Origin of the sequence: Methylobacterium frigidaeris (assembly GCF_022179185.1) — a bacterium.
In the GTDB taxonomy this organism is placed as follows: domain Bacteria; phylum Pseudomonadota; class Alphaproteobacteria; order Rhizobiales; family Beijerinckiaceae; genus Methylobacterium; species Methylobacterium frigidaeris.
Genome location: NZ_BPQJ01000003.1, coordinates 302,471 through 328,684, shown reverse-complemented (window position 1 = coordinate 328,684; position 26,214 = coordinate 302,471). Strand labels below are relative to the sequence as shown.

The following is a 26,214-nucleotide window of genomic DNA, read 5'->3' as shown; positions in this document are numbered from 1 at the left end:
TCATGTGCCGGTCTTCCTCCCGGCTGATCGTTTTGAGGACGGAGTGATCGTAGCTTTCTCTCAGGCCGGCGTGTCCAAGCGACTCTCCGGACATGCCACCAGCTGCAACGGGAGTCCGGAGTAGCTCGCGCCTGGGAGACACATCATGGCTAGACTGACGGTCGCCGACCTGATGATCGATATCCTCGAGGAGGCCGGGGTCGTGCGGATCTACGGAGTCGTGGGCGACAGCCTCAACGGCCTCACCGATTCCATCCGCCGGCGCGAGACGATGGAGTGGGTCCACGTCCGCAACGAGGAGGTGGGCGCCTTCGCGGCGGCCGGAGAGTCGCAGATCACCGGTAACCTCGCTGCCTGCGCCGGCTCCTGCGGTCCGGGCAACCTGCACCTGATCAACGGGCTGTTCGACGCGCAGCGCACCCGGACCCCGGTGCTCGCCATCGCGGCCCACATCCCGACTTCGGAGATCGGCAGCAGCTACTTCCAGGAGACCCATCCGCAGAACCTGTTCAAGGAGTGCAGCGTCTATTGCGAGCTGGTCTCCGACCCGGCGCAACTTCCCTCCATCATGGAGAGCGCGATCCGGGCGGCCGTGGGCGAGCGCGGCGTCGCCGTGGTGGTGATCCCGGGCAACATCGCGCTCGAGCCCGCGCCGGCCCGCGCGCCGTCCCCACGCGCGGGGCTGCTGCCGCCGGCCCCGGTCGTGGTGCCCCGGGACCGCGATCTCGATGCCCTGGCGGAGCTGCTGAACGGGGCGGAGCGCGTGACGCTGTTCTGCGGGCGGGGCTGCGCTGGCGCCCACGCGCCGCTGCTGCAACTCGCCGAGACCCTCAAGAGCCCGATCGTCCATGCCTATGGCGGCAAGGAATACGTCGAGTACGACAACCCCTACGACGTCGGGATGACCGGCTTCATCGGCTTCTCGTCCGGCTACGCGGCGATGCACGCCTGCGACGTGCTGCTGATGCTCGGCACCGACTTCCCCTACAAGCCGTTCCTGCCGAGCCAGTGCCGCATCGCTCAAGTGGATATCCGCCCCGGGAACATCGGCCGGCGGGTGAAGCTCGATCTCGGCCTCGTCGGCGACGTCGGCGCGACGATCGCGGCGCTCCTGCCCAAGCTCGCGGTCAAGGCGGACCGGATGCATCTCGACGATTCCCTCGCGCGGTACCGCCGGGCGAGGCAAGGGCTCGACGACCTGGCCAAGGGCACGCCCGGGCGCAAGCCGATCCACCCGCAATACCTCACCAAGGTCCTCAGCGACGCGGCCAGCGACGAGGCGGTCTTCACCTTCGACGTGGGCACGCCGACGATCTGGGCGGCGCGCTACATCACGGTGAACGGCCGCCGCCGGCTCGTGGGCTCGCTCAACCACGGCTCAATGGCGAATGCCCTGCCGCACGCCATCGGTGCGCAGGCCGCCTGTCCCGGCCGTCAGGTGATCTCGCTCTCGGGCGACGGCGGCTTCACGATGCTCATGGGGGATCTCGTCACGCTGACGCAGATGAAGCTGCCGGTCAAGGTCGTCGTCTACAACAACGGCTCGCTCGGCTTCGTCGTGCTCGAGATGAAGGCGTCCGGCTTCCTGACGACCGGGACCGACCTCGTCAATCCCGACTTCGCCGCGATGGCGCGCGCGATGGGCATCCACGCGATCCGGGTCGAGGATCCGGGCGACCTGCCGGGCGCGGTCGCCGAGATGCTCGCTCATGACGGGCCGGTTCTCCTCGACGTGGTCACGGCCAAGCACGAGCTGTCGATGCCGCCGACCATCGACGCCAAGGAGATCAAGGGCTTCAGCCTCTGGCTGATGCGCGCCGTCCTCAACGGGCGCGGCGACGAGGTGATCGACCTCGCCCGCGAGAACCTCCTGCCGCGCTGAGCACGCCGCGCTCCCCCGCGTCCCGCGCCGCGGGGCGCCCCTCTCGCCGCACGGGGATGCCCGCCATGGACCTGACGCCCTTGATCCTGTCGAGGATCCAGTTCGCCTTCACCATCACCTTCCACATCATCTTCCCGGCCTTCACCATCGGGCTCGCCGCCTGGCTGACCTTCCTCGAAGCCTGCGGGATCGTGACCGGCCGACCGATCTACCGGCGGCTCTCGGATTTCTGGCTCAAGATCTTCGCGGTCGCCTTCGGCCTCGGCGTCGTGTCGGGGATCGTGATGGCGTTCCAGTTCGGCACGAACTGGAGCGAGCTGTCGCGGCGCACAGGGCCGATCCAGGGCCCGCTGCTCGGCTATGAGAGCTTCACCGCCTTCGCCCTCGAGGCCGCGTTCTTCGGTGTCCTGATGTTCGGGCGCGAGCGGGTGCCGCGCTCCGTGTATTTCCTTGCCTGCCTGATGGTGTGCTTGGGCACCTGCCTGTCGTCGTTCTGGATCATGGTGAACAATTCGTGGATGCAGGTCCCGAACGGGTTCGCGCAGACGCCGGACGGCGTGTTCGTGCCGACCGACTGGTCGGCCATCATCGTCAACCGCGTCGTGTGGGTCCGCTTCCCGCACATGGTGCTGGCGGCCTTCGTCACCTCGGCCTTCTGCATCGCTGCCACGGGTGCCTGGTACATGCTGCGGCGCCACGCGGTGCAGGAGGGGAGGGCCATGCTCACCATGGCGCTGCGGCTCGCCGCGATCCTGGTTCCAGTCCAGATCGGCTTCGGCCACCTCGTCGGCGATTACGTCCACGACCTGCAGCCGGCGAAGTTCGCCGCCATCGAGGGCCGCTGGCACGACGAGCAGCCCGCCTCGGAAGTGCTCATCGCCTGGCCGGACGAGCGGACCGAGTCCAACCGCTTCCAGATCGCGGTCCCGTATCTCGGCAGCCTCATCGGCTCGATGAGCCTGTCGTCGAAGGAAGTCGGACTCAAGAGCTTCAGGCCGGAGGACCGGCCTCCCGTGCTGATCCCGTTCCTGGCCTTCCGGGTCATGGTCGGCTGCGGCCTCGTCATGCTGGCGATCGCCTGGCTCGGCTCGTGGCTCAGCCTGAGCGACCGGATCGTCGGCGCGCGGATCCTGCTCTGGGCGACGTTCCTGTCGTTCCCGCTCGGCTTCGTCGCGACGATCACCGGCTGGTTCACCGCGGAAGTCGGCCGCCAGCCCTGGACCGTCTACGGCGAGATCCGGACCGCCGACGCGGTGACGCCGTTCCTGACCACGCCCCAGGTCGCGACCAGCCTGGCGATCTTCGGCAGTGTCTACTTCCTCATCTTCAGCTTCGGCGTCCTCTACATCTACCGGCTGCTCAAGGCCGGGCCGATCCCGACGCCGGATCTCGGTCGCCAGGCGACCAACCCGAAGCGTCCCCTCTCGATCCCCGGTGCGGGCACGACCACGGAGACCGCCCGATGACCCTCGTCGACCTCTGGGCGGCCGCGCTCGCCCTCGCGCTCCTGCTCTACGTCCTGCTCGACGGCTTCGACCTCGGCGTCGGCCTGCTGTTCCCGCTCGCTCCCGGCGAGCCCGCCCGCCGGCGCATGCTGGCTGCGATCTCGCCGGTCTGGGACGGCAACGAGACCTGGCTCGTCGTCGCCGGGGCGACGCTGTTCGGGGCCTTCCCGCTCGTCTACGCGACGCTCCTCTCCGCCTTCTACCTGCCGGTGATCGCGATGCTCGCCGGCCTGATCCTGCGCGGCGTAGCTTTCGAGTTCCGCTACAAGACGGTCCGCTTCCGTCCGCTCTGGGATGCCGGCTTCGTCGCCGGCTCCGTGGTGGCGACGCTCGTGCAGGGCACGATGGTCGGGGCGCTCGTGCAGGGGCTCCCGATCGTGGACGGCCGCTACGTCGGCGGGCCTCTGGGCTGGCTCAGCCCGTTCGCGCTCCTCTGCGGCATCGGGCTCTGCCTCGGCTACGCGCTGATCGGCGCCTGCTGGCTCATCGGCAAGAGCGAGGGCGAGGTGCGGGACTTCGCCTATCGCGTGCTGCCCTGGCTGCTCGCCGGCCTGCTGGCCTTCCTCGCCGCCGCCTTCGTCTACGCTGTGCTCATCGACCTGCCGGTGATGCGGCGCTGGTTCGAGCGGCCGTACCTCGTCGCGCTCCCGGTCCTCGGGGTCGGCGCACTGGCCGGGCTGGTCCGGGGGATCGCCGTCCGGAACGATCGCCTGCCGTTCCCGATGGCGGCCGTCGTGTTCCTGGCGGCGTTCGGGACGCTCGCGGCCTCCTTCCTCCCTTACATGGTGCCGTTCTCGATCACCATTGCGGAGGCGGCGGCGCCGGAGAGCTCGCTTCGCTTCCTGTTCTGGGGCGCCGGCCTCTTCGTCTTTCCTCTCACCCTCGCCTACACCGCCGCGGTCTACTTCATCTTCCGCGGCAAGGTCGCGGGCGAGGCCGAGTACGAGTGAGGCCGCCGCCATGCCCGCACCGGACCTCCCCGCAGCCGCACCGGGTCTCCCAGGTTGGCCGGCAGCCCTGCGGCTGCACGATCCGCGGCCGCTCGCCTTCGGGCTGCGCTCGCGGCACTCGCGGCGCTCTGGCTCGCGATGTGGTTCCAGCTCGACACCCCCCGCTGGGCCGCCTGGACCGTGATGGCGACCGCCCTGCGGACGCGGGGCGAGGCGAAGCGCAAGGGCGCTATGCTGTTCCGGATCGACGAGCGCGACGACGTCATCGCCGTGCAGCAGGCCGAGGCGGCCGTGGAGCGCGCTCGGGCGCAGTGGCGCAACAGCGTCGCCGAGGCGGTGCGGCGAAACCAGCTGAGCGACCTCGCCCTCACCATCGAGGAGAAGGAGACCTATCATACCGCCGCGCCTTCGAACGGACGTGTTCGACGGTGCCAGGCAAGCCCGAACGGGCGCAGGCGCTGATGCGCCGGTCGCCGTCGCATCGACACGGCGATGCGAAGGCGCGAGGGTATCAGAGCAACGCCGATGCCCTGAAGGCGACCTACGACGGCACCGTCGCCGACTTGGCCAAGGCGCGGCTCAATCTGGAGCGCGTCGAGGTCCGTTCGCCGGTCAACGGCACCGTCACGAACCTGCTGCTGCAGTCCGGCACCTGCGCCACCGTCGGACAGGCCGCGATGAGGCTGATCGACGCCGACAGCTTCCGGGTCACGGCGTATTTCGAGGAGACGCAGCTCGAGCGCGTGCGGGTGGGTGATCCCGCCACGGTGACGCTGCTCGGCTATCCCGGCACGCCGCTCAAGGGGCGGGTGGGCAGCCTCGGGCGCGGCATCACCGATCCGAACGCCGCTCCGGGCGTGGCCGGGCCTGCCGGCGGTGAACCCCGTCTTCACCTGGGTCCGCCTCGCCCAGCGAATTCCGGTGCGCATCGACGTCGACGCCTGGCCGGCGGGCCTCGACGTCGCGGCGGGAATGACGGCCACCGTGCGGGTCGAGCCGCCGCACCGCGGCGCCGGTGCGAAGGATCGCGTGTCCAGATCCTGACCGGACCCGGCGCGGAAACCGGCGGGGCTGACCCGATCACGGAGCTGGTCCTCCGGATGAGCGGTGGCTGGACGGTCCAAACGCCTCGGAAGCGCATCGCGGCAGCGAACCCGCGACCCGCGGCCGGGCCGCGGGCATGCTCGATCGGACCGGCGCGGCGCTGGCCGTTGCGGACTCGCGACATCGCGCCAGTGATCCGGGCGACGTCGCTTCCCGCCACCGGCATGCGCTGTCGTGTCCCGCGCCCAATCCCGGGCGGCCGCGTGGCGAGAACGGCGGGAGGCCTGCTTCTATACGAAGGTTTCGGTTCACCAGGCGAAAGCATGCTCGCGATGTCCAGCGGTTTGATGGACCGCCTCGATCCGGAGCAATATTTTCATCGGCATCGCAAATGTCACGATGTTCTCGCGAGAGATTGAGGCCGTCCGGAGCATGCTTCTGCATCTCCGGCGTCGAGGGCCTGACTGCAACAGGATCTGACGGCAGCCAGGGTCGGCGCGCAAGCGACATGAAACTCCGAGACCATCCGACACTCTCTCAGGGATGAAAGTCGATGCTCAAGGGATTCAGCGTGCCCCTCACCCCTCAGGGGGAATCCGCTCTGGCTGGCTCGCCGCCGTGGCATTACTCCAGCGATTGCATCGCGATCGAGTACTGGACGGACCCCGACGCGGTCGCGGCTTTGCTGCCGCCCGGCCTCGCCCCCGACGAGGGATCGCAGGGGCGAGCGTTCTTCTGGTTCCTCGACTGGCAGTTCACTGGCTCGAACGACGAGCTGACGGATCCGGCACGATACCAGTATCGCGAGGCCTTCGTCCTGGTCGAAGCCGTGCATGGCGGCCAGCCGGTGAACTACTGTCCCTACATCTTCGTCGACAACGACGCCGCCATGGCGCGCGGCTGGGCGCAAGGCTACCCGAAGAAGCTCGGCAGCGTCTTCCAGACCCGCAGCTTCTCCGCGCCGAGCCCGGCGGCGGCACCGCTCTCGGTGGGGAGCCGCTTCGGGGCGAGCCTCGCCGCGCATGGCGAGCGTCTCGCCACGGCGCGCCTCCAGCTCAAGGAGACGGTCGCCGACCCGAGGACGGTCTTCAACCGCCCAACGACGATGCGGCGCTACTTCCCGCAACTCGCGGCCGACCGGCAGGGCCTTCCCGCCGTCGACGAGCTCACGCTCTCGCTCACCGACGACCTCAGGATCGTCGATGTCTGGGCCGGCTCGGCGGAACTGCGGATCCCCGAGGTCCAGGGCGAGGACATGCACCGCCTCGCGCCCCGGCGCGTCGGCCGCGGGTACCGGTTCGGGATGGCCTATTCGGTGACCGACCTGCGGATCCTGAACGACGACGCGCGCCGGCGCTGAGCCCTGCCGGGCCGGCCGTCCCGCCATCCTCCCCCGCACCGATCGCTGCCGCCTCGCAGGATCGCCCCTCCAGGAGACCCGACCCATGGATGCCCTGTCCCGCCGCGGCATGCTCGCGCTGGCCGCCACCGGCAGCCTCGCGGCCGCGACCTCCGCCCGCGCGGCGGAGTTCGGCAATCCCGACCGTCCGCCCCAGGGCGCCCTCAACGCGAGCCCCGGCGCACTCGCCGATCCGGGACCGCAGAGCCCGCCCCTGGCGGCGCAATTCCCCGCCGCCCAGAACCCACCCGCCACCGATGTCGGGGACATGCAGACCTTCTGGTCGTCGTTCAACACGGCGCACCGGCGGATCCAGTCCGGCGGCTGGGCGCGGCAGGTCACGCAGGCCGACTTCCCGATCTCGACCGCGGTGTCGGGCGTCAACATGCGGCTCTCCGCCGGTGGCATCCGGGAGATGCACTGGCACCTCGCGGCCGAGTGGGCCTACATGACCGCCGGGCGCTGCCGCATCACCTACCTCGACGCGGAGGGCCACGCCTCGGTCCAGGACGTGGCCAAGGGCGACCTCTGGTACTTCCCGGCCGGGATGCCCCACTCGCTCCAGGGCCTCGGGCCGGAGGGCTGCGAGTTCCTGATCGTCTTCGACGACGGCAACCAGTCCGAGTTCGGCACGCTGCTCGTCACCGACTGGCTCGCCCACACGCCGCCGGAGGACCTCGCGCTCAATTTCGGGCTGCCGGCCGAGGCCTTCCGGTCGATCCCGCTCGACGACCTGTGGATCTTCCAGGGCCGCGCGCCCGGCCCGCTCGCCGCCGACCAGGTGCAGGTCGCCTCGGCCGGCACGCCGCCCGAGCCCGTCACCTTCTCGCTCGACCGCACGGTGCCGGTTCGGGAGAACCGCTCCGGCCGCCTGCAGATGGCCGACAGCCGGACCTTCAAGGCGTCGAAGACCATCGCGGCGGCGATCGAGGTCATCAAGCCGGGGGCGATGCGCGAGATGCACTGGCACCCCAACGCCGACGAGTGGCAGTACTACGTCCAGGGCGAGGGCCGCATGACCGTCTTCGGCGCCGGCCCGCGCGCACAGACCGCCGACTTCCGCGCCGGTGACCTCGGCTACGTCAAGAAGAGCAACGGCCACTACGTCAAGAACACCGGCACGACCGACCTGATCTTCCTCGCGGTGTTCAAGACGGCGCAGTACCAGGAGATCAGCCTGTCCGACTGGCTGACCCACACGCCGCCGGAGCTGGTCGCCCAGCACCTCAACATCGATCCCGCCCTGCTCGCCCGCATGAGCAAGGATCGGCCCGGCCTGGTGCCGGCCTGATCCCTTGCCCACGACACTGTGACGAGGAGACCGACGATGGCCAAGCTCCCGACGGGCAATCCCCGCATCCACCCCTACGCCCAGCCGGCCGGCGGCTGGGGCGCGCTCGCCGCCACCGCCAGGGCGCTCGCTGGGCAGGGCATCCTCGCCCGGGGTGGGGCCACCCTGCTCCACATGAACCAGCCAACCGGGTTCGACTGCCCCGGCTGCGCCTGGCCCGATCCGGACCACACCAGCGCCTTCGAGTTCTGCGAGAATGGCGCCAAGGCGGTGGCCTGGGAGGCGACCGAGAAACGCTGCTCGCCCGAGGTGCTCGCCGCCCACACCGTCTCCGAGCTCGCGGGCTGGAGCGATTACGACCTCGAGATGCTGGGCCGGCTCACGCACCCGATGGCCTACGATCCCGCGACCGACCGCTACGTCCCGGTCTCGTGGGAGGAAGCGTTCGGGCGCATCGGCGCGGTCCTGCGGGCGCAGGACGACCCGAACCGGGTCGAGTTCTACACCTCGGGCCGGGCCTCGAACGAGGCCGCCTTCCTCTACCAGCTCTTCGCGCGTGCCTACGGCACCAACAATTTTCCCGATTGCTCGAACATGTGCCACGAGGCGACGAGCGTCGGCCTGCCGCAGAGCCTCGGCGTCGGCAAGGCGACGGTGCTGCTCGAGGATTTCGACCACGCCGACGCGATCTTCATCTTCGGCCAGAATCCGGGCACCAACTCTCCCCGCATGCTGACCTCCCTGCGGGCGGCGGCCCGGCGGGGTGCCGCGATCGTCAGCGTGAACCCCTTGCGCGAGCGGGCGCTGGAGCGCTTCCAGGCGCCCCAGAACCCGCTCGAGATGGCGACGCTCTCGGCGACGCCGATCTCCTCGCTCTACCTCCAGGTCCGGGTCGGCGGCGATGCGGCCGTGCTCAAGGGCCTGATCAAGAGCTGCCTGGAGGCCGACGACGCGGCGCGGGCGGCGGATCTCGCGCCGGTCCTCGACTGGGACTTCATCCGCGGCCACACGACGGGCTTCGAGGCGATGGCGGCCGACATCCGCGCCACGCCCTGGGACGCGATCGCGCACGCCTCCGGCCTGCCCCGGTCCGAGATCGAGGCGGCGGCGAAGGTCTACCGCGAGGCCAAGGCCGCGATCCTGGTCTACGGCATGGGTCTCACCCAGCACCGCCGCGGCACCGAGAACGTCCGCCTCCTCACCGACCTCGCGCTCCTGCGCGGCAATGTCGGCCGGCCGGGCGCGGGCGTCTGCCCGGTGCGCGGCCATTCGAACGTCCAGGGCGACCGCACCGTCGGCATCACCGAGAAGCCGGCGCCCGAGTTCCTCGACCGGCTCGGCGCGGTGTTCGGCTTCGCGCCGCCGCGGGCCCACGGCCACGACGTGGTGCGGGCGATCGAGGCGATGATCGCCGGAGAGGCGCGGGTGTTCATCGGGCTCGGCGGCAACTTCGCGGCGGCGGCACCCGACACGCCGGTGACCCAGGCGGCGACGCGAAACCTCGCTCTCACGGTGCAGATCTCGACGAAGCTCAACCGCGGCCACCTCGTGCACGGGCGCGAGGCCTTCATCCTGCCCTGCCTCGCCCGCTCGGAGATCGACGAGCGGGCGGCCGGCCCGCAGGCGATCACCGTCGAGGATTCGATGTCGATGGTGCACGCCTCGGCCGGCCGCAACGCGCCGGCCTCGGAACACCTCCGGAGCGAGCCGGCGATCGTCGCCGGGCTCGCCCGCGCGACTTTGGGCGATCGGCCCGCCATCCCGTGGGAGGAGCTGGTCGCGGATTACGACCGCATCCGCGAGGCGATCGAGCGGGTCTTTCCGATCTTCCAGGGCTACAACGCCCGGATCCGCGAGCCCGGCGGCTTCCACCTGACCTCTCTCGCCCGCGAGCGCATCTGGGCGACGCCGAGCGGACGGGCGCAGTTCTCCGCCTATCCGGGGCTCGGCGAGGATCCGCCGGTGGCGGAGGAGGGCGTGCTGCAGCTCACGACCCTGCGCAGCCACGACCAGTACAACACCACGCTCTACTCGCTCTCGGACCGCTACCGCGGCGTGTTCAACCAGCGCATGGTGGTCTTCCTCAGCCCCGAGGAGATGAAGCGGCGCGGGCTCGGCATCGGCGCCACGGTCGCCCTCGAGACGGTCTCGACGGACGGCGTGCTGCGCCGGGTCGAGGGATTCAGGGTCGTGCCCTACCGGATCCCCGAGGGCTGCTGCGGCGCCTACTATCCCGAGACGAACCCGCTCGTACCGCTCTACGCCCGCGACCCGCAGAGCGGGACGCCATCCTCGAAGGCGATCCCGGTCCGCATCGTGCCGATGGCCGGGCGATGATTCCAGGCTCGGAGCCCCGCCCGCGGCGGGGCCCCGGGTCCCGTATCATCAGGCTCTCGGCCGCTCGGCGCGCGGGCGCCACGGCGCCATGCTGGCGAATACCCCGTCCCGGCGGATCAGTCCGTGCATCAGGGCCGCTCCGAGATGGGCCAGGATGACACCGAACAGTGCGTAGGCGAGCACGGTGTGGAGGAGTCTCAGGCCCGCATAGAGCATCGGGCTGCCCGGCAGGATCGGCGGCAGCACCAGCGGGCCGACGAGCGCCACGGGGTAGCGCGCCGCCGAGAGCATGGCCCAGCCGACGAGGGGCAGGGCGAGCATCAGCCCGTAGAGCGCGACGTGCGAGGCGTGCGCGGCGCGCCGCTGCCAGAGAGGCAGGTCCGCGGGCAGGGGCGGCGGCGCATGGCTCCGGCGATAGGCGAGCCGCAGGAGCGCGAGCGCCAGGATCAGGATCCCGAGGGGACGGTGCAGCGCGATCAGCGCGTGGTAGTCGCCGAGCGACGTCACCATCGCGGCGCCGATCAGCAGCATGGCGAGGATCAGGACCGCCATGCTCCAGTGGAGCAGGCGCGCCGGCAGGGTGAAGCGGGGCGGTCTCGTCACAGGGCGGCTCCGTGGATCGGCGTGACGGTGACGGCCGAGGGCGATTTCGCCTCGCCGGCGCGGCGGGTGAAGGATTGGGAATAGGCGGCCGAGCGGGCGCTCAGCAGCGGATCGTCGGACGGCGCGATGCCGTCGGGCAGGACGAGCGGGTCGAAGTTGATGTCCCGGCAATTGCCCGCGGCCTCGGGCGCCGCGCCGGTGAGCGTGAGCGTGCCGGCATCGACGGTCTCGCGATCCGCCGGCCAGGGCATCGTCGCGTCGTCGGTGGGGTCGCCCGGCCGGCCGAGCGTCAGGACGAGGCGCCAGCGCAGCGGTTCACGCCGCAGGGTGGCCACGAGATCGTCGAACAGGACGTTCTTGTCGGGGCCCGCCTCCTGCGCGCCACGCGCCGGGGCTGCCGGGCCCTCGGGCAGGTAGGCGAAGCGCACCGGCGTGGCGCGGCCGTCGGCCGCCACGAACCGGAAGGCGTTGAGGCTCCAGTAGGTGCTGTCGGCGAAGCCCGCGGTGATCCTGCGCGCCTTGATCAGGGCCGCCGCCGCGGCGCTCTCCGGATGCGCCGCGAAGAAGGCGTGCAGCCGCTGGGGATCGGGCTTGCCGGTCGCCGGGTCGGGCCTCGCGGCGAGGAGCTGCGCGGTGAAGGCCTCGGGCGTGCGCACCGGGAAGACCGGGATGTCGTTCATGCCCGTGCGCCACTCCTCGCCGTCCGGCAGCCGGAAGCGCAGGGCGAGGCTGCGCACCGTCGTCTCCGCATCCGCCGCGTAGGGCTGGCCGCCCGCCAGAGCCACGCGGCCTTCGACCGGCGTCACCCGGCCGCCCGCGAACACGCCCGCCTTCGAGAGCCGCGCGCCCGCGCCGCTCGCCGCGAAGCGGCCCTCGACGCACAGGCCCTTGGCGTGGTTGCGCCGGAAACCGGGATGGCGTCCGTTCACCTCCTCCAAGCGGTCGATCACGCGCGCCGGGGTCAGGGTGCCCGGCGAGAGCCAGCCGCCCGCATAGGCGAAGGTGCCGGCGGTTCCGGCGAGCACCGCCCCGATGGCGGAGAGGCGCATGAGAAGGGTGCGCCCCGTCATGCCGGGCGGCGCTCCAGTCAGGTCGGTCAGCAGGGTCATGACAACCTCGGTGGTTGGTCGCGAGAACGCGGTGGCTCCGGGTCGGACGCCTTCCGGAGGGGGACGCCGGGCATGGCTCAATCCTGGCGGACGCGGACGTTCCCGGCGACGGCGGGCGGTGCTGCGGCCGCCGAGCCGCGCGACGCCAGGGCGGCGCTCAGCCGCCCCATGAACAGGTAGACGACCGGCGTCGTGAACAGGGTGAGCACCTGCGAGACGAGAAGGCCGCCGACGATCGCGTAGCCGAGCGGCTGACGGATCTCGGATCCCGTGCCGGTGCCGAGCATCAGCGGCACGGCCCCGAGCAGCGCGCAGAGCGTCGTCATCAGGATCGGCCGGAAGCGCAGCAGGCAGGCCTGGGTGATCGCCTCCTCGGCCGAGGCGTGCTCCCGCCGCTCGGCCGCGATCGCCGCGTCGACCAGCATGATGCCGTTCTTCTTCACGATCCCGATCAGGAGGATGATCCCGATGATCCCGATCAGGTCGAGGGGACGTCCGACCAGCATCAGCGTGGCGAGCGCACCGAGACCGGCCGAGGGCAGCGTCGACAGGATGGTGAGCGGATGGATCGTGCTCTCGTAGAGCATGCCGAGGATCACGTAGACCGCGAACAGGGCGGCCAGGATCAGCGGCGGCGTGCTCGCGAGCGAGGTCTGGAACGCCTGGGCGTTGCCCTGGAAGCTCGTGGCGATCGCGCGCGGCAGGTGCAGCGCCGCCGTCGCGTTCTCGACCGCCGCCACCGCCGCGCCGATCGTCGCCCCGGGCGCGAGATTGAAGCTCAGGGTCACCGACGGGAACTGACCCTGATGGTTCACGACGGCGGGGCCGACCCCGGGGACCAGCCGGGCGATCTGCCCGATCGGCACCGCGGTGCCGCTCTGCGAGCGGACGTAGATCCGGTCGAGCGCCGCCGGGCCGAGCTGGTCGCGCGGATCGACCTCGAGGATCGCGTAGTACTGGTTGAGCGCGGTGTAGATCCGCGCCACGTGGCGCTGGCCGAAGGCGTCGTACAGCGTCGCGTCGACGCGCGCGGGGTCGATCCCGAGGCGGGAGGCGGCGGTGCGGTCGATCTCGACGGTGAGGGTGCGGGCGGTCGATTGCTGGTCGCTCGCCACCGCGGTGAGCTCGGGCCGTGTCCGCAACGCTGCCAACAGCTTCGGTGCGTAGCGGTCGAGCTCGTCGAGGTTCACGTCGGTGAGCGTATACTGGTACTGCGTCTTGGCGAGACGGCTGCCGATGGTGATGTCCTGCGCCGCCTGCATGTAGAGGGTGATACCCTGGACCGGCCGGAGTGCCTCGGAGAGGCGGGCGATCACCTGGTCGGCGGACACGTCCCGCTCAGGTCGCGGCTTCAGGGTCAGGAAGACGCGCCCGTCATTCTCCGTGACCGTCGGGCCGCCCGGGCCGATATAGCCAATCGCCGAGGCCACTGCCGGATCTTGGCCGGCGATCGCCAGGATCGCCGCCTGGCGCTGGCGCATGCCCTCCGGCGAGACGTCCTGCGCCGCCTCGCTGATGCCGATGATGAGCCCGGTATCCTGCTGCGGGAAGAAGCCCTTCGGGATGATCACGAACAGGTAGCCGGTGACCGCCACCGTGGCGAGGAAGGTCGCGAGCGTGACGAGGCGGTGACGCAGCACGGTTCGCAGGGCCCGGCCATAAGCCTCGGTGAGGGCGGCGAACCCGGCTTCGAGGAGGCGGGACGCCCGGCCCGGCGCGGCCCCTCCCGAGGGAAGCAGCCGCGCGCAGAGCATCGGGGTCAGGGTCAGCGAGACGACGACCGAGACGAGGATCGACGCCGCCACCGTGACGGCGAATTCCCGGAAGAGCAGGCCGACCACGCCCCCCATCAGGAAGAGCGGGATGAACACCGCGATCAGCGAGAGCGAGATCGACAGGATCGTGAAGCCGATCTCGCCCGCCCCGTCGATGGCCGCGCGCATCGGTGTGGCGCCGTCCTCGACGCGGCGCACGATGGTCTCGACCATGACGATGGCGTCGTCGACGACGAAGCCGATCGCGATGGTGAGCGCCATCAGCGACAGGTTGTCGAGGCTGTAGCCGAGCCCGAGCATCGCCGCGAAGGTGCCGACGAGGGAGACGGGGACCGCGATTCCCGGAATGACGGTCGCCCAGAGCCGGCGCAGGAACAGCGCGATGACGCCGACCACGAGCGCGATGGTGAGGAGCAGGGTGACCTTCACGTCCGCGAGGCTGGCCTGGATGGTCTGGGTGCGGTCGGAGACGATCTCGACCCGGATGCCCGGCGGGAGCGACGCCTGCAGCCGCGGCAGGGCGGCGCGGATCGCCGCCACCGTGGCGGTCACGTTGGCGCCCGGTTGGCGCTGGATGGTCAGCAGCACGGCGGGCCTGTCGTTCAGCCATCCGGCGAGCGTGGTGTCCTGCGGGGCCTTCACCACCCGGCCGATGTCGCGCACGCGGATCGGCGCGCCGTCGCGATAGGCGACGATGGCGTCCTCGAAACCCTGCACGGTCGTGAGCTGGTCGTTGGTCCGGAGGGCGAAAGCCTGCTCGCGACCGTAGAGCTGTCCCTTCGGCTGCAGCACCGTGAGGGTCCCGAGCGCGCTGCGCACCGCCTCGAAGTCGAGGTTCTCGCCGGCGAGCTGCGCCGGGTTGACCTGGATGCGCAAGGACGGGCTCTGCAGCCCGCCGATCCCGACGAGGCCGACGCCCGGGACTTGCGAGAGCTTCTGGGCCAGGATCGAGTTCGCGTAGTCGCTCACCGTCATGATCGGCAGCACGTCCGAGGTGAGGGCGATGAGCAGGATCGGCGTGTCGGCCGGATTGGTCTTGCGGTAGGTGGGCGGATCGAGGAGGGCGGCGGGAAGCTGGCCCTGCGTGGCGTTGATCGCCGCCTGCACGTCGCCGGCGGCGGAATCCACGGTGCGGCTGCGGTCGAATTGCAGGGTGAGCGCGGCGAATCCGGTGCCGCTGCTCGAGGTCATCTGAGACAGGCCGGGAATCTGGCCGAATTGCCGCTCGAGCTGGGTCGTGACCGAGGCGGCGACGGTGGCCGGATCGGCGCCCGGGAGCTGGGCGGTGACCTGGATGGTCGGCGTGTCGATGTCGGGCAACGCCGCGACGGGCAGGAGCCTGTAGCTGATCGCGCCGAGCACCACGATCGCCAGCATCAGGAGAGCGGTCGCGATCGGCCGGGCGACGAAAGGAGCCGAGAGGTTCATGGCAGCATCCCCGCGCTCGCCGTCGTGGTGTCCGGCACCTCGGAGGCCGGCGCGCTCACGATCGGCGTGCCGGGGGTGAGCCGGTACTGGCCCTGCACCACCACCGTCTCGCCGGAGCTCAGGCCCGACGCGATCAGGGCCGTGCCCTGAACGCGCTGGGCGATCCGCACCGGCCGCATCGACACCCTCCGGTCCGCGCCGACGACGAAGACGAAGGAGCCCTGGTCGTTCTGCTGCACCGCGTCGGTCGGGACGGTGAGCGCGCCGCGGACGACCGAGGTCGTCACCCGCACGTTGACGAAGGTACCCGGCCAGAGCTGCGCCTGCGCGTTCGGGAAGGTCGCCTTGAGCTGAACCGTTCCGGAGCTCGTATTCGCCCGGTTGTTGACGAGGAGCAGGGTGCCGGTGTCGAGCCGGCGTGTCCCCGACTGATCGTCCACGGTCGTCGGCACGGGCCCGCGTGCCAGTGCCTCCCGCACCTGCGGGATGTCCGAGGCCGGCAGGGTGAACACGACGCTGATCGGCTGGATCTGCGTGAGCGTCACGATTCCCGTCGGGTCGGTCGGGCGGATGACGTTGCCCGGATCGACTAGGCGCAGGCCGGTGACGCCATCGAAGGGCGCGCGCAGGGTCGCGAAGTCGAGCTGCGTCCGCGCCTCGGCGACGGCGGCCTGGTCGGCCGCGAGGGTGCCTTGCGTCTGCGCGATCCGGGCCCGCTCGCCGGTGACCCGCTCGTCGGTGGCGAAGCCGCGCTGGAGCAGCGGCTCGTCGCGGTGCAGGTTCGTCTCCTGGTTGGCCAGAAGCGCCTGATCGCGGGCGAGCTGGGCCTCAGCCTGGTCGAGCCGCGCCTGGTAGAGGCGCGGGTCGATCCGCGCCAGCACGTCCCCCCGCCGCACCGGCTGCCCCTCGGTGAAGGCGACGCTTTCCAGGATGCCGGTGACCTGGCTGCGGATCACGGCCTCGTTGAAGGCCTGGACCGTGCCGATGCCGGTCAGGATCAGCGGGACGTCTCCTCTCGCGACGGAGGCCGTCACGACGGGAACCGGCGCCGGCGCCGGCTCGCCCGGGCCTGGCACAGGCCTGGTGCCGAGGGCGGCGAGCCCGATCGCGGCGAGGCCTGCGCCGCTTAAGGTGATTGTCGGCCAGCGGGGCATCGACGGTCGCCTCCACGAGGTGGCGCGCGGCCCGGTCGGGACCGGACGAGAGGACCTCCTCCGATCCGCCGCCGCGTGCCGGCTATCCGGCGTCAATCCCGGATGAGGGCGTCCGCCGGTCCGCCGGCATGGCTGCCGGAGTAGCGATAGGCGGGGCTCCTGACGACCGGGACGACCGGCGCCGGGACGCCGTCGGGAATCAGCGCGTCGGCCGGCCCGCCGGCGTGGCTGCCGGAGTAGCGATAGGCGGGGCTCCTCACGACCGGGACGATCGGTGCGGGGACGCCGTTCGGAATCAGCGCGTCGGCCGGGCCACCGGCATGGCTGCCGGCGTATTCGTAGGCGTTCCCGGCGCCCTGCGCCGCCGCCAGGTTCGTCGTGAGGGTGAGAAGCACGACGGGCAGGATGTATCGAGCGTTCATGATCGGCCTCATTATCGCCAGAGCCGCCGCGGCGGCGTCCTGGTCAGAATTGCGATCCGATGCGCGAAAGGACATCCATATCAAGGCATCGCAATAGAGCCCGTTGATATGAGGCGCTTATACTCGGGTATAGGGCCATCGGCGCTCGGCCGGGATCATCGCGAACGGGGGCCTGCCGCGCCTGCCCGCGAAGCGACGGAGCGCGTGCCGCCGCGAGGATCGTCGGAGCTTCTCGAAGAGATCCAGCTCGCAGGGCAGGCGTCCGACGGAGCCGCCGGCGGACCGATCCTGCGCGCGGTCCGGAATGGCGGGTCTCGCCGGACGGAGCAAATCCGTGCGGGCGGGCGGCCCTCCTCGCCCCGCGGCGCGGCACGGCGTGATCGGACCGTCAGAGACCGACAGGTAGTGCCCCACTGACCGTCCAGCGCCGTCATCACGATCGACCGAATGCACGACCCGCGGTCCGGTAGACTGACGTCCGACGTACAACCCGGATGAAACCTCCGTATAATTCCGTTCAGGCGAGCCGTCGGGCATCGTCCGGCACGCCGGACCGGGGGGAGCCGGCCGGGTCAGGGCCGGGGGAGAGGTGGATGCGGATGACGATTGCGGTCCCGCGAGGACCGGCATGGGGCGACGCCCTGATGCGGTCCGAGGCTGCGCGCACGGCCTTGGTCCGCCTTCCGGTCGTCGCCGGCCACGACCTCGAGCAACCGCTGCAGGTCGCCCTCATGGCGGCCGGTGTGGCGACCGATGGTGCCGGGCGCGGCGACGGGGCGGGCCTGGGTGTCGGTCTCCCCATCGTCTGCCGGACCGCGCGGGCGCTCGAGGTCCCGGTCGGGGTGCGCCCGGCGCCCGGCCGCGGATCGGGGTTCGGCGTCAGCCTGCCGCGGGCGGACCACGAGGGGCCGGATGCGCCCGACGCCTGAGACCGAGGCCCATTCTCGTCTGGTTCCTCGCATCGGCGCGGTCCTGATCGCGGCCGGCGTCTTCCTCCTCGACGCGTTCTCACCCATCGAGGGCGCGGTGGCGGTCCTGTACGTCGTCGTCGTTCTGATCGCCGCGCGCAGTTTCTCCCGGCGAGGCGTCGTGCTGACCACCGCCGGCTGCCTCGCCCTCACGCTCGCGGCCTACCTCGTCTCGCATCGGGCCGACGACATCGGGGCGCCGCTGCTGCGCTGCTTCGTCAGCCTCGCGGCGATCGGCATCACGGCGGCGCTCGGCCTGCGCCACAAGGCCGATGCCGCCGTGCTGGCGGAGCAGGCCAGCCTTCTCGACCTCACCCACGACGCCGTCTTCGTGCGCGATGCCCGCGACGTGATCACTTTCTGGAATCGCGCCGCCGAGGAATTCTACGGCTGGTCCTCGGCCGAGGCGGTCGGTTGCGTCGCGCACGACCTTCTGCACTCGACGTTCCCCACCGACCGGACCGCGATCCTCGACGCGCTCCACCGGACCGGCCGCTGGGAGGGCGAGCTCGTCCAGCGGACGCGCGCGGGCGACCTCGTCACCGTCGAGAGCCGCTGGGTCCTGCAGCGCGACGCCGCGGGCGCGCCGCTCGCGGTGCTCGAGACGAACACCGACGTCACCGACCGCAAGCGCACCGACTCGCAACTGGTCGCGAGCGAGCAGCGCTACCGCGCGATCTTCGAGAACACGCGGGTGGCGATCTTCCAGCAGGACTGGTCGGGCGTGAGGGCCGACCTCGACCGGCTGCACCGCGAAGGCGTGCGCGACGTCGCGGGCTACTGCATGGCGAGCGAGGGCTGCGTCGAGCGGATGCGCAATCGGGTCAGGATCGTGGACGTGAACACCGCGGCCCTGCGCATGCTGCGGGCGCCCTCGCGCGACGCCCTGCTCAGCACCCTCGACGAGCGCCTGCTGGAGGCCGACCAGACCTTCCCGCAGGCGCTCGCGGCGCTGGCGCGCGGGGAGCGGTCCTTCGAGGGCGAGTCGCAGGTGCGCACCTATGACGGCGACATCATCCCGGTGCTGTTCGGCGTCAGCTTCCCGGCCGATCCGGACGATCTCGGCTTCGTGCTGGTCCACGCCTTCGACATCAGCGAGCGCAAGGAGGCCGAGTCGGCGCTCCTGGCGGTCCAGGCGGATCTCGCCCACGCGGCCCGGGTCTCGACCATGGGCGAGCTCACCGCGACCATGGCGCACGAGATCAACCAGCCGCTGGCCGCCATCGTCACCAACGGCGAGGCCGCGCTCCGCTGGCTGAGGCGCCCGTCGCCGGACCTCGGGGAAGCGACCGACGCGCTCGGTCGCGTGGTGGCGAACGGCCGGCGGGCGTCCGAGATCGTGGCGCGCATCCGCGGGTTCCTGAAGAAGGCGTCGCCGCGCCAGGAATGGCTCGACCTGCCCGGGATGATCGGCGAGGCGTGCCAGCTCATCGAGCGCGAGCTGGCACGCCACGCCGTGATCCTGCAGACCGAGCACGAGCCCGGCCTGCCGCATATCCTCGGCGACCGGTTGCAGCTCCAGCAGGTCGTCATCAACCTCATGGTCAACGGGATCCAGGCGATGGCGGCCGTCCGGGGCCGGCCGCGGGTGCTCACCGTGCGGACGTCGCGGGAGGAGGGGCAGGTGCGCTGCGACGTGACGGATACCGGCGAGGGCATCGCGCCGGAGATGCAGGAGCAGATCTTCCAGCCCTTCTACACCACGAAGGGAGACGGGATGGGCATGGGGCTCGCGATCTGCCGCTCGACGATCGAGGCCCATGGCGGACGGCTCTGGGTCTCGGATACCGGGGCCGGCGCCGCGTTCCACATTCTCCTGCCCGCCGGAGCTGCACGATGAGCCGCCGCGACGGGCCCGCCGGCCCCACCGTCTTCATCGTCGACGACGACCCGGACCTGCGCGCCGCCCTGGCCGGCCTGTTCCGCTCCGTCGACCTCGCCACGACCGCCTATGCGTCGGCGGCCGAGTTCCTGAACACGAAGCGGTCCGATGGCCCCGGCTGCCTCGTCCTCGACGTGCGCATGCCGGGCCTGAGCGGCCTCGACTTCCAGGCGCAGCTCGCCGGCCTAGGGATTCATCTGCCCGTCATCCTGATGACGGGCCACGGGGACATCCCGATGTCGGTCCGGGCGATGAAGGCCGGCGCTGTCGACTTCCTGACCAAGCCGTTCCGCGACCAGGACATGCTGGACGCCGTCATGACCGCGCTCGCCCGCGATGCCGAGCGGCGCAGCCGCGACGCGGGGCTCCTGGCGGTGCGGACGGCCTACGAGACGCTCACCGCCCGTGAGCGTGAGGTCTTCGTCCACGTCACGGCGGGGCTGATGAACAAGCAGATCGCCGGGCTCCTCGATCTCAGCGAGATCACGGTCAAGATCCACCGCGGCCACGTCATGCGGAAGATGGCGGCACGGTCCTTGGCCGATCTCGTCCGGATGGCGCAAGCGCTCGGAATCGTGCCGGGGTGAACGCCTCGGCCTCGCTCCGCCGGAACGTTGCGGCGGATCCCGGTGACGGCGGCTACGGGCGGGCTCAGGTCACGGCGTCGACGTCGCGACGCGTTGCGTGAACCCCGTCGAGTGCCTCCTCGATGCAGCGGATGATGGTTTCGCCATCGGCGGGCTTGCTCAGCAAGCAGACCGCACCGGCATCGAGAACGCGCTTCTTGACCGCCTCGGTCGAATAGGCCGTCAGGAAGATGATCGGAAAACACCGGCCGGCCGCGAGCAGCCGCGCTTGCAGCTCGTCACCATTCATGCCCGGCATCCGAATGTCGGAGATCATGACCGCCGGCTCCCGGTCGAGCGCGTCGCCGAGGAAGTCTGCGCCGGATGCGTAGGTGCGAGCGCGATAGCCCAGCGACCGCACCAGGCTCGCCATGGAGATGCGGACACCCTCGTCGTCGTCCACGATCGCGATCATCGGTTCTTGTGTCATGGAACTCGCCTCGCCGCGTCACGGCGTAAGGGAAAACCCGCCCGACGCGGCATCTGACCCAGTACCTAGGGGGCGGAGGACGCTTCGGGAATCATACTGAGGTTTGCCGATCACTCTGTCTGGACGAGATGTCGCGCATCCCCGCGAGCGGGACGATCGCGGCGTCCGCACGCTTGTGGCATCGGCGCATCATTGACGCTTGGCTGCTCTCTCCGTCGCAGCGGGGCTCTTCCTCCCCGCTGACTGCGTCGGCCCTGGCCCAAAAACGGAAACCGCCCTTGACCCGGTACCAGACGGAGAGGTCGCCGGGGCGTCGCTCCTGTCCGCTGCCCCGTGTCCCTCCGGCTCCACCCCCGCCACCGCGGCCGACAGGATGTCGGCGGCGAGCTGGAGATGGGTGGCCAGCCACGGCTGGATCTCGCCGATGCAGCCGAGGGTGAGCTGCAGCTTGCGCCGCCGGCCGCCGAAGTCGACGTCGACCGCGGTGCGGGAGGTGTCGGGCGCCATCAGCTCGCCGCCGTCCAGGCGAGGGGCCCTCGCCACGCAGCCCCACTCGGTCTCCTGTTACCAATTCCTGTGATTTGGTAACAAGGTCGTCGGTTCGTGCGCGCGCTCTCACACCTCGATCAGATCGCCTTCGCGGATCTGTGCTCGAAGCTTTTCGACGCTCGGTTCGATCGGCCTTTTCCAGCGAACGGCAATTTCGTCAAGCAGAAGCGTGGCAGAAAGGAGTACTTCTACTACAAGCGCGAGACGGTGAGCGAGAGCCAGCCGGAGCGATGCGCGATCGGCACCGACTCGATCGCGCAATCATGACCGGCGATCGTCACCCGGTCGGCCAAGGTGAGGCCGCGAGTACGGGCGGTCTCGCGCACGACCAGCGTGCCGTCGATCCCGTCAGTCACCGTGACGGTCTCGCCGGCGAGGTAGGAGAAGCTGTCGCCGACCATGCCGGTGAGCATCCGCACCGGCATCGTCGTCGCCTTCAGCTCGCCGGATGGTGGGGCTCCGAAACGACGAAGCCGCCCGGGTGGGCGGCTTCCGCGGGGTGGTCGGGGCCTTCCAGGCGGCGAGGCCGTCGGGGCGGTCGCGGTCGTTCTGCTTGCGGCGGACCTCGTTGGGGGTCGCCTGGGCCCGGCCGAGCAGCGCGGCGCAGGTTGCCGACCAGGGCGTGCTTCTCGGCGTGGAAGCGCTCGGGATCGCGGCGGCAGGGGGGCGAGGCGATCGGCGAAGGTGGTGAGCTGCTGCGCCTCCACGGGGGGATCGAGCAAAGCCACCTCCTGGAACGCGAAGCGCCCGCCAGGCGGTCGGCCTGCGGGCGCAACTTGTCGCCATGGCGATCATGCCGCGTTCCCTGCGGCAGTGCACGTCGTCCAGCAGCGCGAGCCTGCCGCCCTCCCCAGGGTGCGATCAGCAATCGTCGGGTCGCTGCGCCGAGGCCTGATCCTGCGGCGACATCCTGGAGGTATCCCCCGGCACCGCCGTCTTGCCGCCTGCCTCCCGGGTGCCGCCCAGGGAGCCTGTCGTCTCCGCCTTCGTGCCCGGTGTCACCTTGCTGGCGGTCGACGGGTTGGCGGTGGAGGTCGTGCGGTGCGGATCGCGGGGGCCCGTGTCGCACGGGCCTGCGGCCGCCGCCGCCGTGAGCAGCAGGGCCGTGCTCGCCCCGACCAGAACAGTGCCGACGCACACGGCGCACGCCCTGTCCGTCATTACGGGGTCAACCGACCCGCGCCGGCCCCCCATTTCAGCCAGCTCGAGTCCGTGCAGGGTTGGCGAGGCGCGCCCGAGCCGGTTACGCGCCGGCGTGAGCCCGGACCTTGCGCTTGCGGGTAATGGCCGTGTGCAGCGCCTGGCCGACCTCCTGAGCGGAATAGGGCTTGCGAACGAGTGCGAAGCCGTGCGCCTCCTCCTGGGCCAGCACGTCGCTGTAGCCGGAGGTCAGCACCACCGGCATGTCCGGGTGGGTCTGCTGCAGCCGCCTGGCGAGCGCGATCCCGCCCATGCCCGGCATCACCACGTCCGAGAACACCGCGTCGAACCGGAACGGCACGGCCTCGATCTCGGCGAGCGCCGCCTCCGCCGTCTGGGTCAGCATCGCGCCGTAGCCGAGGTCGTGCAGGATCTGCGTACAGAACCGGCCGATCTCGACGTTGTCCTCGACCACCAGGATGCACCGGTCACCGGGCTCCCAGGCCTGCCCGTCAGGCTGCGGATCGGAGATCGTCGGCTCCATCTCGGCCTCGGCCTGCGGCAGGTACAGCGTGAAGGTGCTGCCCCGTCGAACCACGCTGGCCACGTCCACGTCGCCACCTGACTGCTTGGCGAAGCCGATGACCTGGGACAGGCCCAGGCCCGTGCCCTTGCCCACCTCCTTGGTGGTGAAGAACGGCTCGAAGATCCGGGGGAGCTGCTCCGTCGCGATCCCCGAGCCGGTATCCGTGACCGCGACCGCCACGAAGGGGCGCGACGAACCGCCATGACCGCGGATGACAGGCTTGGCGCGCCCGCACGTCAGGCCGATGGTCAGCGTGCCTTCGCTCTCCATGGCGTCGCGCGCGTTCACCGCGAGGTTCACCAGAGCCGTCTCGAACTGATTGGGGTCCGCGTGCACCAGGCAACGCTGGTCGGTCAGCTCCGTCACGATCCTGATGCGGGCTCCGGTGAGGGAGTCCAGCATCTGGGCGATGCCCCGAATGCGGTCGGCGGCGTCGAACACCTCGGGCTGGAGCGCCTGCCGCCGGGCGAAGGCGAGCAGTTGCGCGGTCAGCTTCGCGGCACGGTCGACGGTGTCTGAGACCGCGTCGAGGTAGCGGCGGCGGCGCTCCTCCGGAAGGTTCGGTCGGCGCAGGAAGTCCGTCGAGGACCGGATGATCGTCAGCAGATTGTTGAAATCGTGCGCCACGCCGCCGGTGAGCTGCCCGATCGCCTCCATCTTCTGCGACTGCAGCAGCGCGTCCTGGGCCTGCGCGAGTTCCCGGGTTCGGTCCGCCACCCGCTGCTCCAGGGCCTCGTTCATGCCCTCCAGCGTCTCCCGGAGCCTCCGTTCCGCGACGGCGCGCTGGTCGATGCTGCGCGCCGTCCGGATGGCCAATCCGGCGAGCCAGAGCGTGAGGACGATGACCAGGAGAGCCGTCCCGTTCTCCGCCGCGATCAGGCCCTTGCGAGCCGCATGGAGCTGCAGCCATCCGAGTACCAGCGGCGCGACCACCACGGCCAGCAGGAGGTGGCGCGTCAGGGCCCCGGTCTCGCCCGCGCCGAGGATGGTGGCGACCCAGGGTTGGTTGGGCCGGCTCAACAGGACGCCGAGCGACAGGACGCCCAACGTGGTGGCGGTCACGAGAGCCATGCGGGAGTACGGGCCATCCTGCAAGGCGCCCAGGCTGTAGGCGTAGCCGAGCCCGCCGACCGCGGCGGTGACGAGGCCGCTCAGCGCGGCGAGCGTCCCGAGGACGCGCAGGCGCCGGTAGGGCGCATCCTGGAGAAGGAGACCCACAACGGAGCCCAGGAGGCTCATGGCCGTCGCCAGGGCCATGCCGCTCCCGGGCTCCAGCGGGCCGTACACCAGGCGTTGGGCCCAGTCGTCCACGCGGATCCCGCCCGGCGGGACGTAGCGCAGGAGCCCGGCGAGGCTGATGGCGGCCGCCGCTGCGGCGAGCCAGCGGCCGGCCCGGCGGGCGGCCCGCGCGCCTTCGGCCACCGTCGTGAGCAGAAGCGATGACCCGAGCAAGAGCGCACCGGTGGCGGTCAGAACGACCATGGGCGGCTGACCGGGAACGATCTGTCTGAGGATCGGAACGTCGAACCACCAGCCGGCCATGGCGGTCAGGGCGACGGAGCCCCCGAAGGTGCCGCTCGCCCGCGCGAACCACCGGGCCCTGCGCACGACCTGCCGCGGCCGGTCAGGCGACTCGGGCGCGCGGGCCCCATGCCCGGGATCAGCCATTCGGTACCTGTCGGGAGGGCTGCCGTCCCGCCCCAGAACCCGGTCGCCCGTCTCCGTCGTAAGCCCGCATCGCGCTCTGAACACACCCATTTTGCCGGAACGGACGGGCCTGCCCAGGCGAGCCGGCCTCACCGTTGGGGATTAAACGCGCGAGGCGGTGGGGCGTTCGCAACTCCCGGCACGTATTGCTTGCAACCCTCACGGACGCGACGGATCGCGCCGATCGGATCCAGCCCCCATGGTCACCGCCGCGACGCCAGCGTGCGAGCCGGTGCGGCCTGCGACTGCCGCTCCGCCGCTTCCAGCCCGCACGAGCGCCGCAACTACCTCAATGCAGCCGGGTACCAAGATGACCGCTACGTGCCAGCATGATCGGGCGACGCTCTAGCAGGCGCGGGATGCAAGCTCATATGCCCGAGAGGGGTCGGTAACGGCTTTGTCCTGCACCCAGGCGGCCGGGAAGGCGGTGCGCTGGCCCTGCACCTCGCCGCCGATCCGCATCTCGCCGAAGACCGGCCCGAGGCCGAGCCGGTGCGCCCGCTCGACTGCCTTGAACATCGGGTTGAGGTGGCCGAAATCCTTGTTGGTGGTGGCGATCTCGATCCCCTCTGCCAGCACCCTCTTCTGCCACCAGTCGCGACAATCGAGGGCGTGGGCCCGGGTCACCTCCTCGAGCGGCCGGTCGCCGGTCACGTCGACGAGGTTGGCGATCGCCCGCAGCTTCGGGTTGCGCCACTTGCGCTGCTGGTCCGGGGAGAGGTCGCGGTTGGCGGCGGCCGACAGGCGCTCGAACTCGGCAAACAGCGTCGAGAGCCGCAAGGGGGCCGGCGCCTCGCCCCCGAGCACGGCCGTCACGGCAGCGGCCTCGGCGGAGCGCGGCTGGGCGATGATCGTGCGGATGCGCGCCAGCAGTTCGTCGTCGGGCAGTTCGGCGAGGGTCGAGGCCAGGCGGTAGTCGAAGCCGAAGCCGCGGGCCCGTCGGCGCGCCGCATCGTAGCGCTCCTGCGCATCCTGCGACTGGCCGGCGAGCAGGCCGCGCCAATAGGTCTCCAGCTCGGCATTGAGCGCGTCGACCACCCGCCGCGCCTTTGCTCCCCGGGGATCGTCGGCGACGCGGACCTTCGTGGTCTGGCGCACGATCACGCGCCGATCGAGCGCCGCCACCGTGTCCGGCACGCGCCGCACGAGGTACCAGATGCCATCCCGATTGGTCAGGTAGTCCGCCATCCCGCTGCGCCGCGTTACACAAAGCGTAGCGCAGGACGATGCACACTAACCCTGAGGCAGAGCAACGCGAACCGTCAAATTGTGAGGGATTTCAAAAACTTGCCAGCCGATGGACTGGCGGAGAGGGAGGGATTCGAACCCCCGATGGACTTGCGCCCATGCCGCATTTCGAGTGCGGTGCATTCAACCGCTCTGCCACCTCTCCGCGGCGCGCCGTCGCCAGCGCAGGCGGGGCATTA

General features: G+C 70.8%; 22 protein-coding genes and 1 tRNA gene. 11 read left to right on the top strand and 12 right to left on the bottom strand.

The features are described from left to right. Positions 1-145 precede the first annotated feature (145 nt). From poxB to MFF64_RS05045, 8 genes are all read left to right on the top strand, one after another. Entirely contained in the window at positions 146-1,882 is a 1,737-nt protein-coding gene (poxB, locus tag MFF64_RS05080; protein ID WP_099905718.1) for a ubiquinone-dependent pyruvate dehydrogenase, read from the top strand. Positions 1,883-1,947: 65 nt separating this feature from the next. Next, the gene (locus MFF64_RS05075; protein ID WP_238189898.1) at positions 1,948-3,348 is read left to right on the top strand and encodes a cytochrome ubiquinol oxidase subunit I; all 1,401 of its coding nucleotides are present in this window, start codon (positions 1,948-1,950) and stop codon (positions 3,346-3,348) included. Further along, positions 3,345-4,337 (top strand): cytochrome d ubiquinol oxidase subunit II, encoded by a 993-nt coding sequence (gene cydB, locus MFF64_RS05070; protein ID WP_238189896.1) that lies wholly within the window; start codon positions 3,345-3,347, stop codon positions 4,335-4,337. The genes MFF64_RS05075 and cydB overlap by 4 nt, the downstream gene beginning before the upstream one ends. A gap of 54 nt (positions 4,338-4,391) precedes the next feature. Continuing rightward, the gene (locus MFF64_RS05065; protein ID WP_165795601.1) at positions 4,392-4,799 is read left to right on the top strand and encodes an FUSC family protein; all 408 of its coding nucleotides are present in this window, start codon (positions 4,392-4,394) and stop codon (positions 4,797-4,799) included. Then, positions 4,766-5,800 carry an HlyD family secretion protein gene (locus MFF64_RS05060; protein WP_238189893.1) on the top strand — a complete coding sequence of 345 codons (1,035 nt, stop codon included), beginning with the start codon at positions 4,766-4,768 and terminating at the stop codon, positions 5,798-5,800. Before MFF64_RS05065 ends, MFF64_RS05060 begins: the two co-directional genes overlap by 34 nt. Before the next feature lie 134 nt (positions 5,801-5,934). Then, a complete protein-coding gene (locus tag MFF64_RS05055) occupies positions 5,935-6,741 on the top strand; it encodes an acetoacetate decarboxylase family protein (RefSeq protein WP_238189890.1) in 807 nt (268 codons plus the stop codon). 85 nt (positions 6,742-6,826) lie between these two features. Next, positions 6,827-8,071 carry a cupin domain-containing protein gene (locus tag MFF64_RS05050; RefSeq protein ID WP_238189887.1) on the top strand — a complete coding sequence of 415 codons (1,245 nt, stop codon included), beginning with the start codon at positions 6,827-6,829 and terminating at the stop codon, positions 8,069-8,071. A gap of 36 nt (positions 8,072-8,107) precedes the next feature. Then, positions 8,108-10,408 carry an FdhF/YdeP family oxidoreductase gene (locus MFF64_RS05045; protein WP_238189885.1) on the top strand — a complete coding sequence of 767 codons (2,301 nt, stop codon included), beginning with the start codon at positions 8,108-8,110 and terminating at the stop codon, positions 10,406-10,408. A gap of 48 nt (positions 10,409-10,456) precedes the next feature. Here the strand turns inward: MFF64_RS05045 and MFF64_RS05040 are convergent, their stop codons facing one another. The 5 genes from MFF64_RS05040 to MFF64_RS05020 all read right to left on the bottom strand — a co-directional run bounded on the left by MFF64_RS05040 (position 10,457) and on the right by MFF64_RS05020 (position 16,899). Continuing rightward, positions 10,457-11,011, bottom strand: a complete 555-nt coding sequence (locus MFF64_RS05040) for a cytochrome b (protein ID WP_238189883.1) — start codon at positions 11,009-11,011, stop codon at positions 10,457-10,459. Then, positions 11,008-12,120 carry a catalase family peroxidase gene (locus MFF64_RS05035; protein ID WP_238189881.1) on the bottom strand — a complete coding sequence of 371 codons (1,113 nt, stop codon included), beginning with the start codon at positions 12,118-12,120 and terminating at the stop codon, positions 11,008-11,010. Before MFF64_RS05035 ends, MFF64_RS05040 begins: the two co-directional genes overlap by 4 nt. A 77-nt stretch (positions 12,121-12,197) precedes the next feature. Beyond that, positions 12,198-15,323 (bottom strand): efflux RND transporter permease subunit, encoded by a 3,126-nt coding sequence (locus MFF64_RS05030; protein ID WP_099904082.1) that lies wholly within the window; start codon positions 15,321-15,323, stop codon positions 12,198-12,200. Beyond that, complete coding sequence (locus tag MFF64_RS05025) at positions 15,320-16,477, bottom strand: efflux RND transporter periplasmic adaptor subunit (protein WP_238189879.1); 1,158 nt, start codon at positions 16,475-16,477, stop codon at positions 15,320-15,322. Before MFF64_RS05025 ends, MFF64_RS05030 begins: the two co-directional genes overlap by 4 nt. Positions 16,478-16,569: 92 nt before the next feature. Beyond that, the gene (locus tag MFF64_RS05020) at positions 16,570-16,899 is read right to left on the bottom strand and encodes a hypothetical protein (protein WP_238189877.1); all 330 of its coding nucleotides are present in this window, start codon (positions 16,897-16,899) and stop codon (positions 16,570-16,572) included. A gap of 593 nt (positions 16,900-17,492) precedes the next feature. Here MFF64_RS05020 and MFF64_RS05015 point away from each other — a divergent pair. The 3 genes from MFF64_RS05015 to MFF64_RS05005 are packed head-to-tail and all read left to right on the top strand — an operon-like array spanning position 17,493 to position 20,336. Further along, a complete protein-coding gene (locus tag MFF64_RS05015) occupies positions 17,493-17,828 on the top strand; it encodes a hypothetical protein (protein WP_133123349.1) in 336 nt (111 codons plus the stop codon). Then, entirely contained in the window at positions 17,812-19,707 is a 1,896-nt protein-coding gene (locus tag MFF64_RS05010; RefSeq protein WP_238189867.1) for a PAS domain-containing sensor histidine kinase, read from the top strand. The genes MFF64_RS05015 and MFF64_RS05010 overlap by 17 nt, the downstream gene beginning before the upstream one ends. Next, a complete protein-coding gene (locus tag MFF64_RS05005; protein WP_238189865.1) occupies positions 19,704-20,336 on the top strand; it encodes a response regulator transcription factor in 633 nt (210 codons plus the stop codon). The genes MFF64_RS05010 and MFF64_RS05005 overlap by 4 nt, the downstream gene beginning before the upstream one ends. A gap of 64 nt (positions 20,337-20,400) precedes the next feature. On the opposite strand, the gene MFF64_RS05000 is transcribed toward MFF64_RS05005, so the two are convergent. The 7 genes from MFF64_RS05000 to MFF64_RS04970 form a co-directional block, all read right to left on the bottom strand. Next, a complete protein-coding gene (locus MFF64_RS05000; RefSeq protein ID WP_238189863.1) occupies positions 20,401-20,790 on the bottom strand; it encodes a response regulator transcription factor in 390 nt (129 codons plus the stop codon). Between the two features lie 204 nt (positions 20,791-20,994). Further along, on the bottom strand, positions 20,995-21,348 hold the full coding sequence (locus tag MFF64_RS04995) for a hypothetical protein (protein WP_238189861.1): 354 nt from the start codon (positions 21,346-21,348) through the stop codon (positions 20,995-20,997). A gap of 197 nt (positions 21,349-21,545) precedes the next feature. Further along, positions 21,546-21,779, bottom strand: a complete 234-nt coding sequence (locus MFF64_RS04990) for a hypothetical protein (RefSeq protein WP_238189859.1) — start codon at positions 21,777-21,779, stop codon at positions 21,546-21,548. 436 nt (positions 21,780-22,215) lie between these two features. Continuing rightward, complete coding sequence (locus tag MFF64_RS04985; RefSeq protein ID WP_238189857.1) at positions 22,216-22,515, bottom strand: hypothetical protein; 300 nt, start codon at positions 22,513-22,515, stop codon at positions 22,216-22,218. 82 nt (positions 22,516-22,597) lie between these two features. After that, positions 22,598-24,748, bottom strand: coding sequence for an ATP-binding protein (locus MFF64_RS04980; protein ID WP_238189855.1), 2,151 nt, complete (start codon positions 24,746-24,748; stop codon positions 22,598-22,600). Positions 24,749-25,132: 384 nt separating this feature from the next. Beyond that, positions 25,133-25,975: a hypothetical protein gene (locus tag MFF64_RS04975; RefSeq protein WP_238189853.1), complete on the bottom strand. Its 843-nt coding sequence runs from the start codon at positions 25,973-25,975 to the stop codon at positions 25,133-25,135. Positions 25,976-26,090: 115 nt separating this feature from the next. Continuing rightward, positions 26,091-26,180, bottom strand: a tRNA-Ser gene (locus MFF64_RS04970). Positions 26,181-26,214 lie beyond the last annotated feature (34 nt).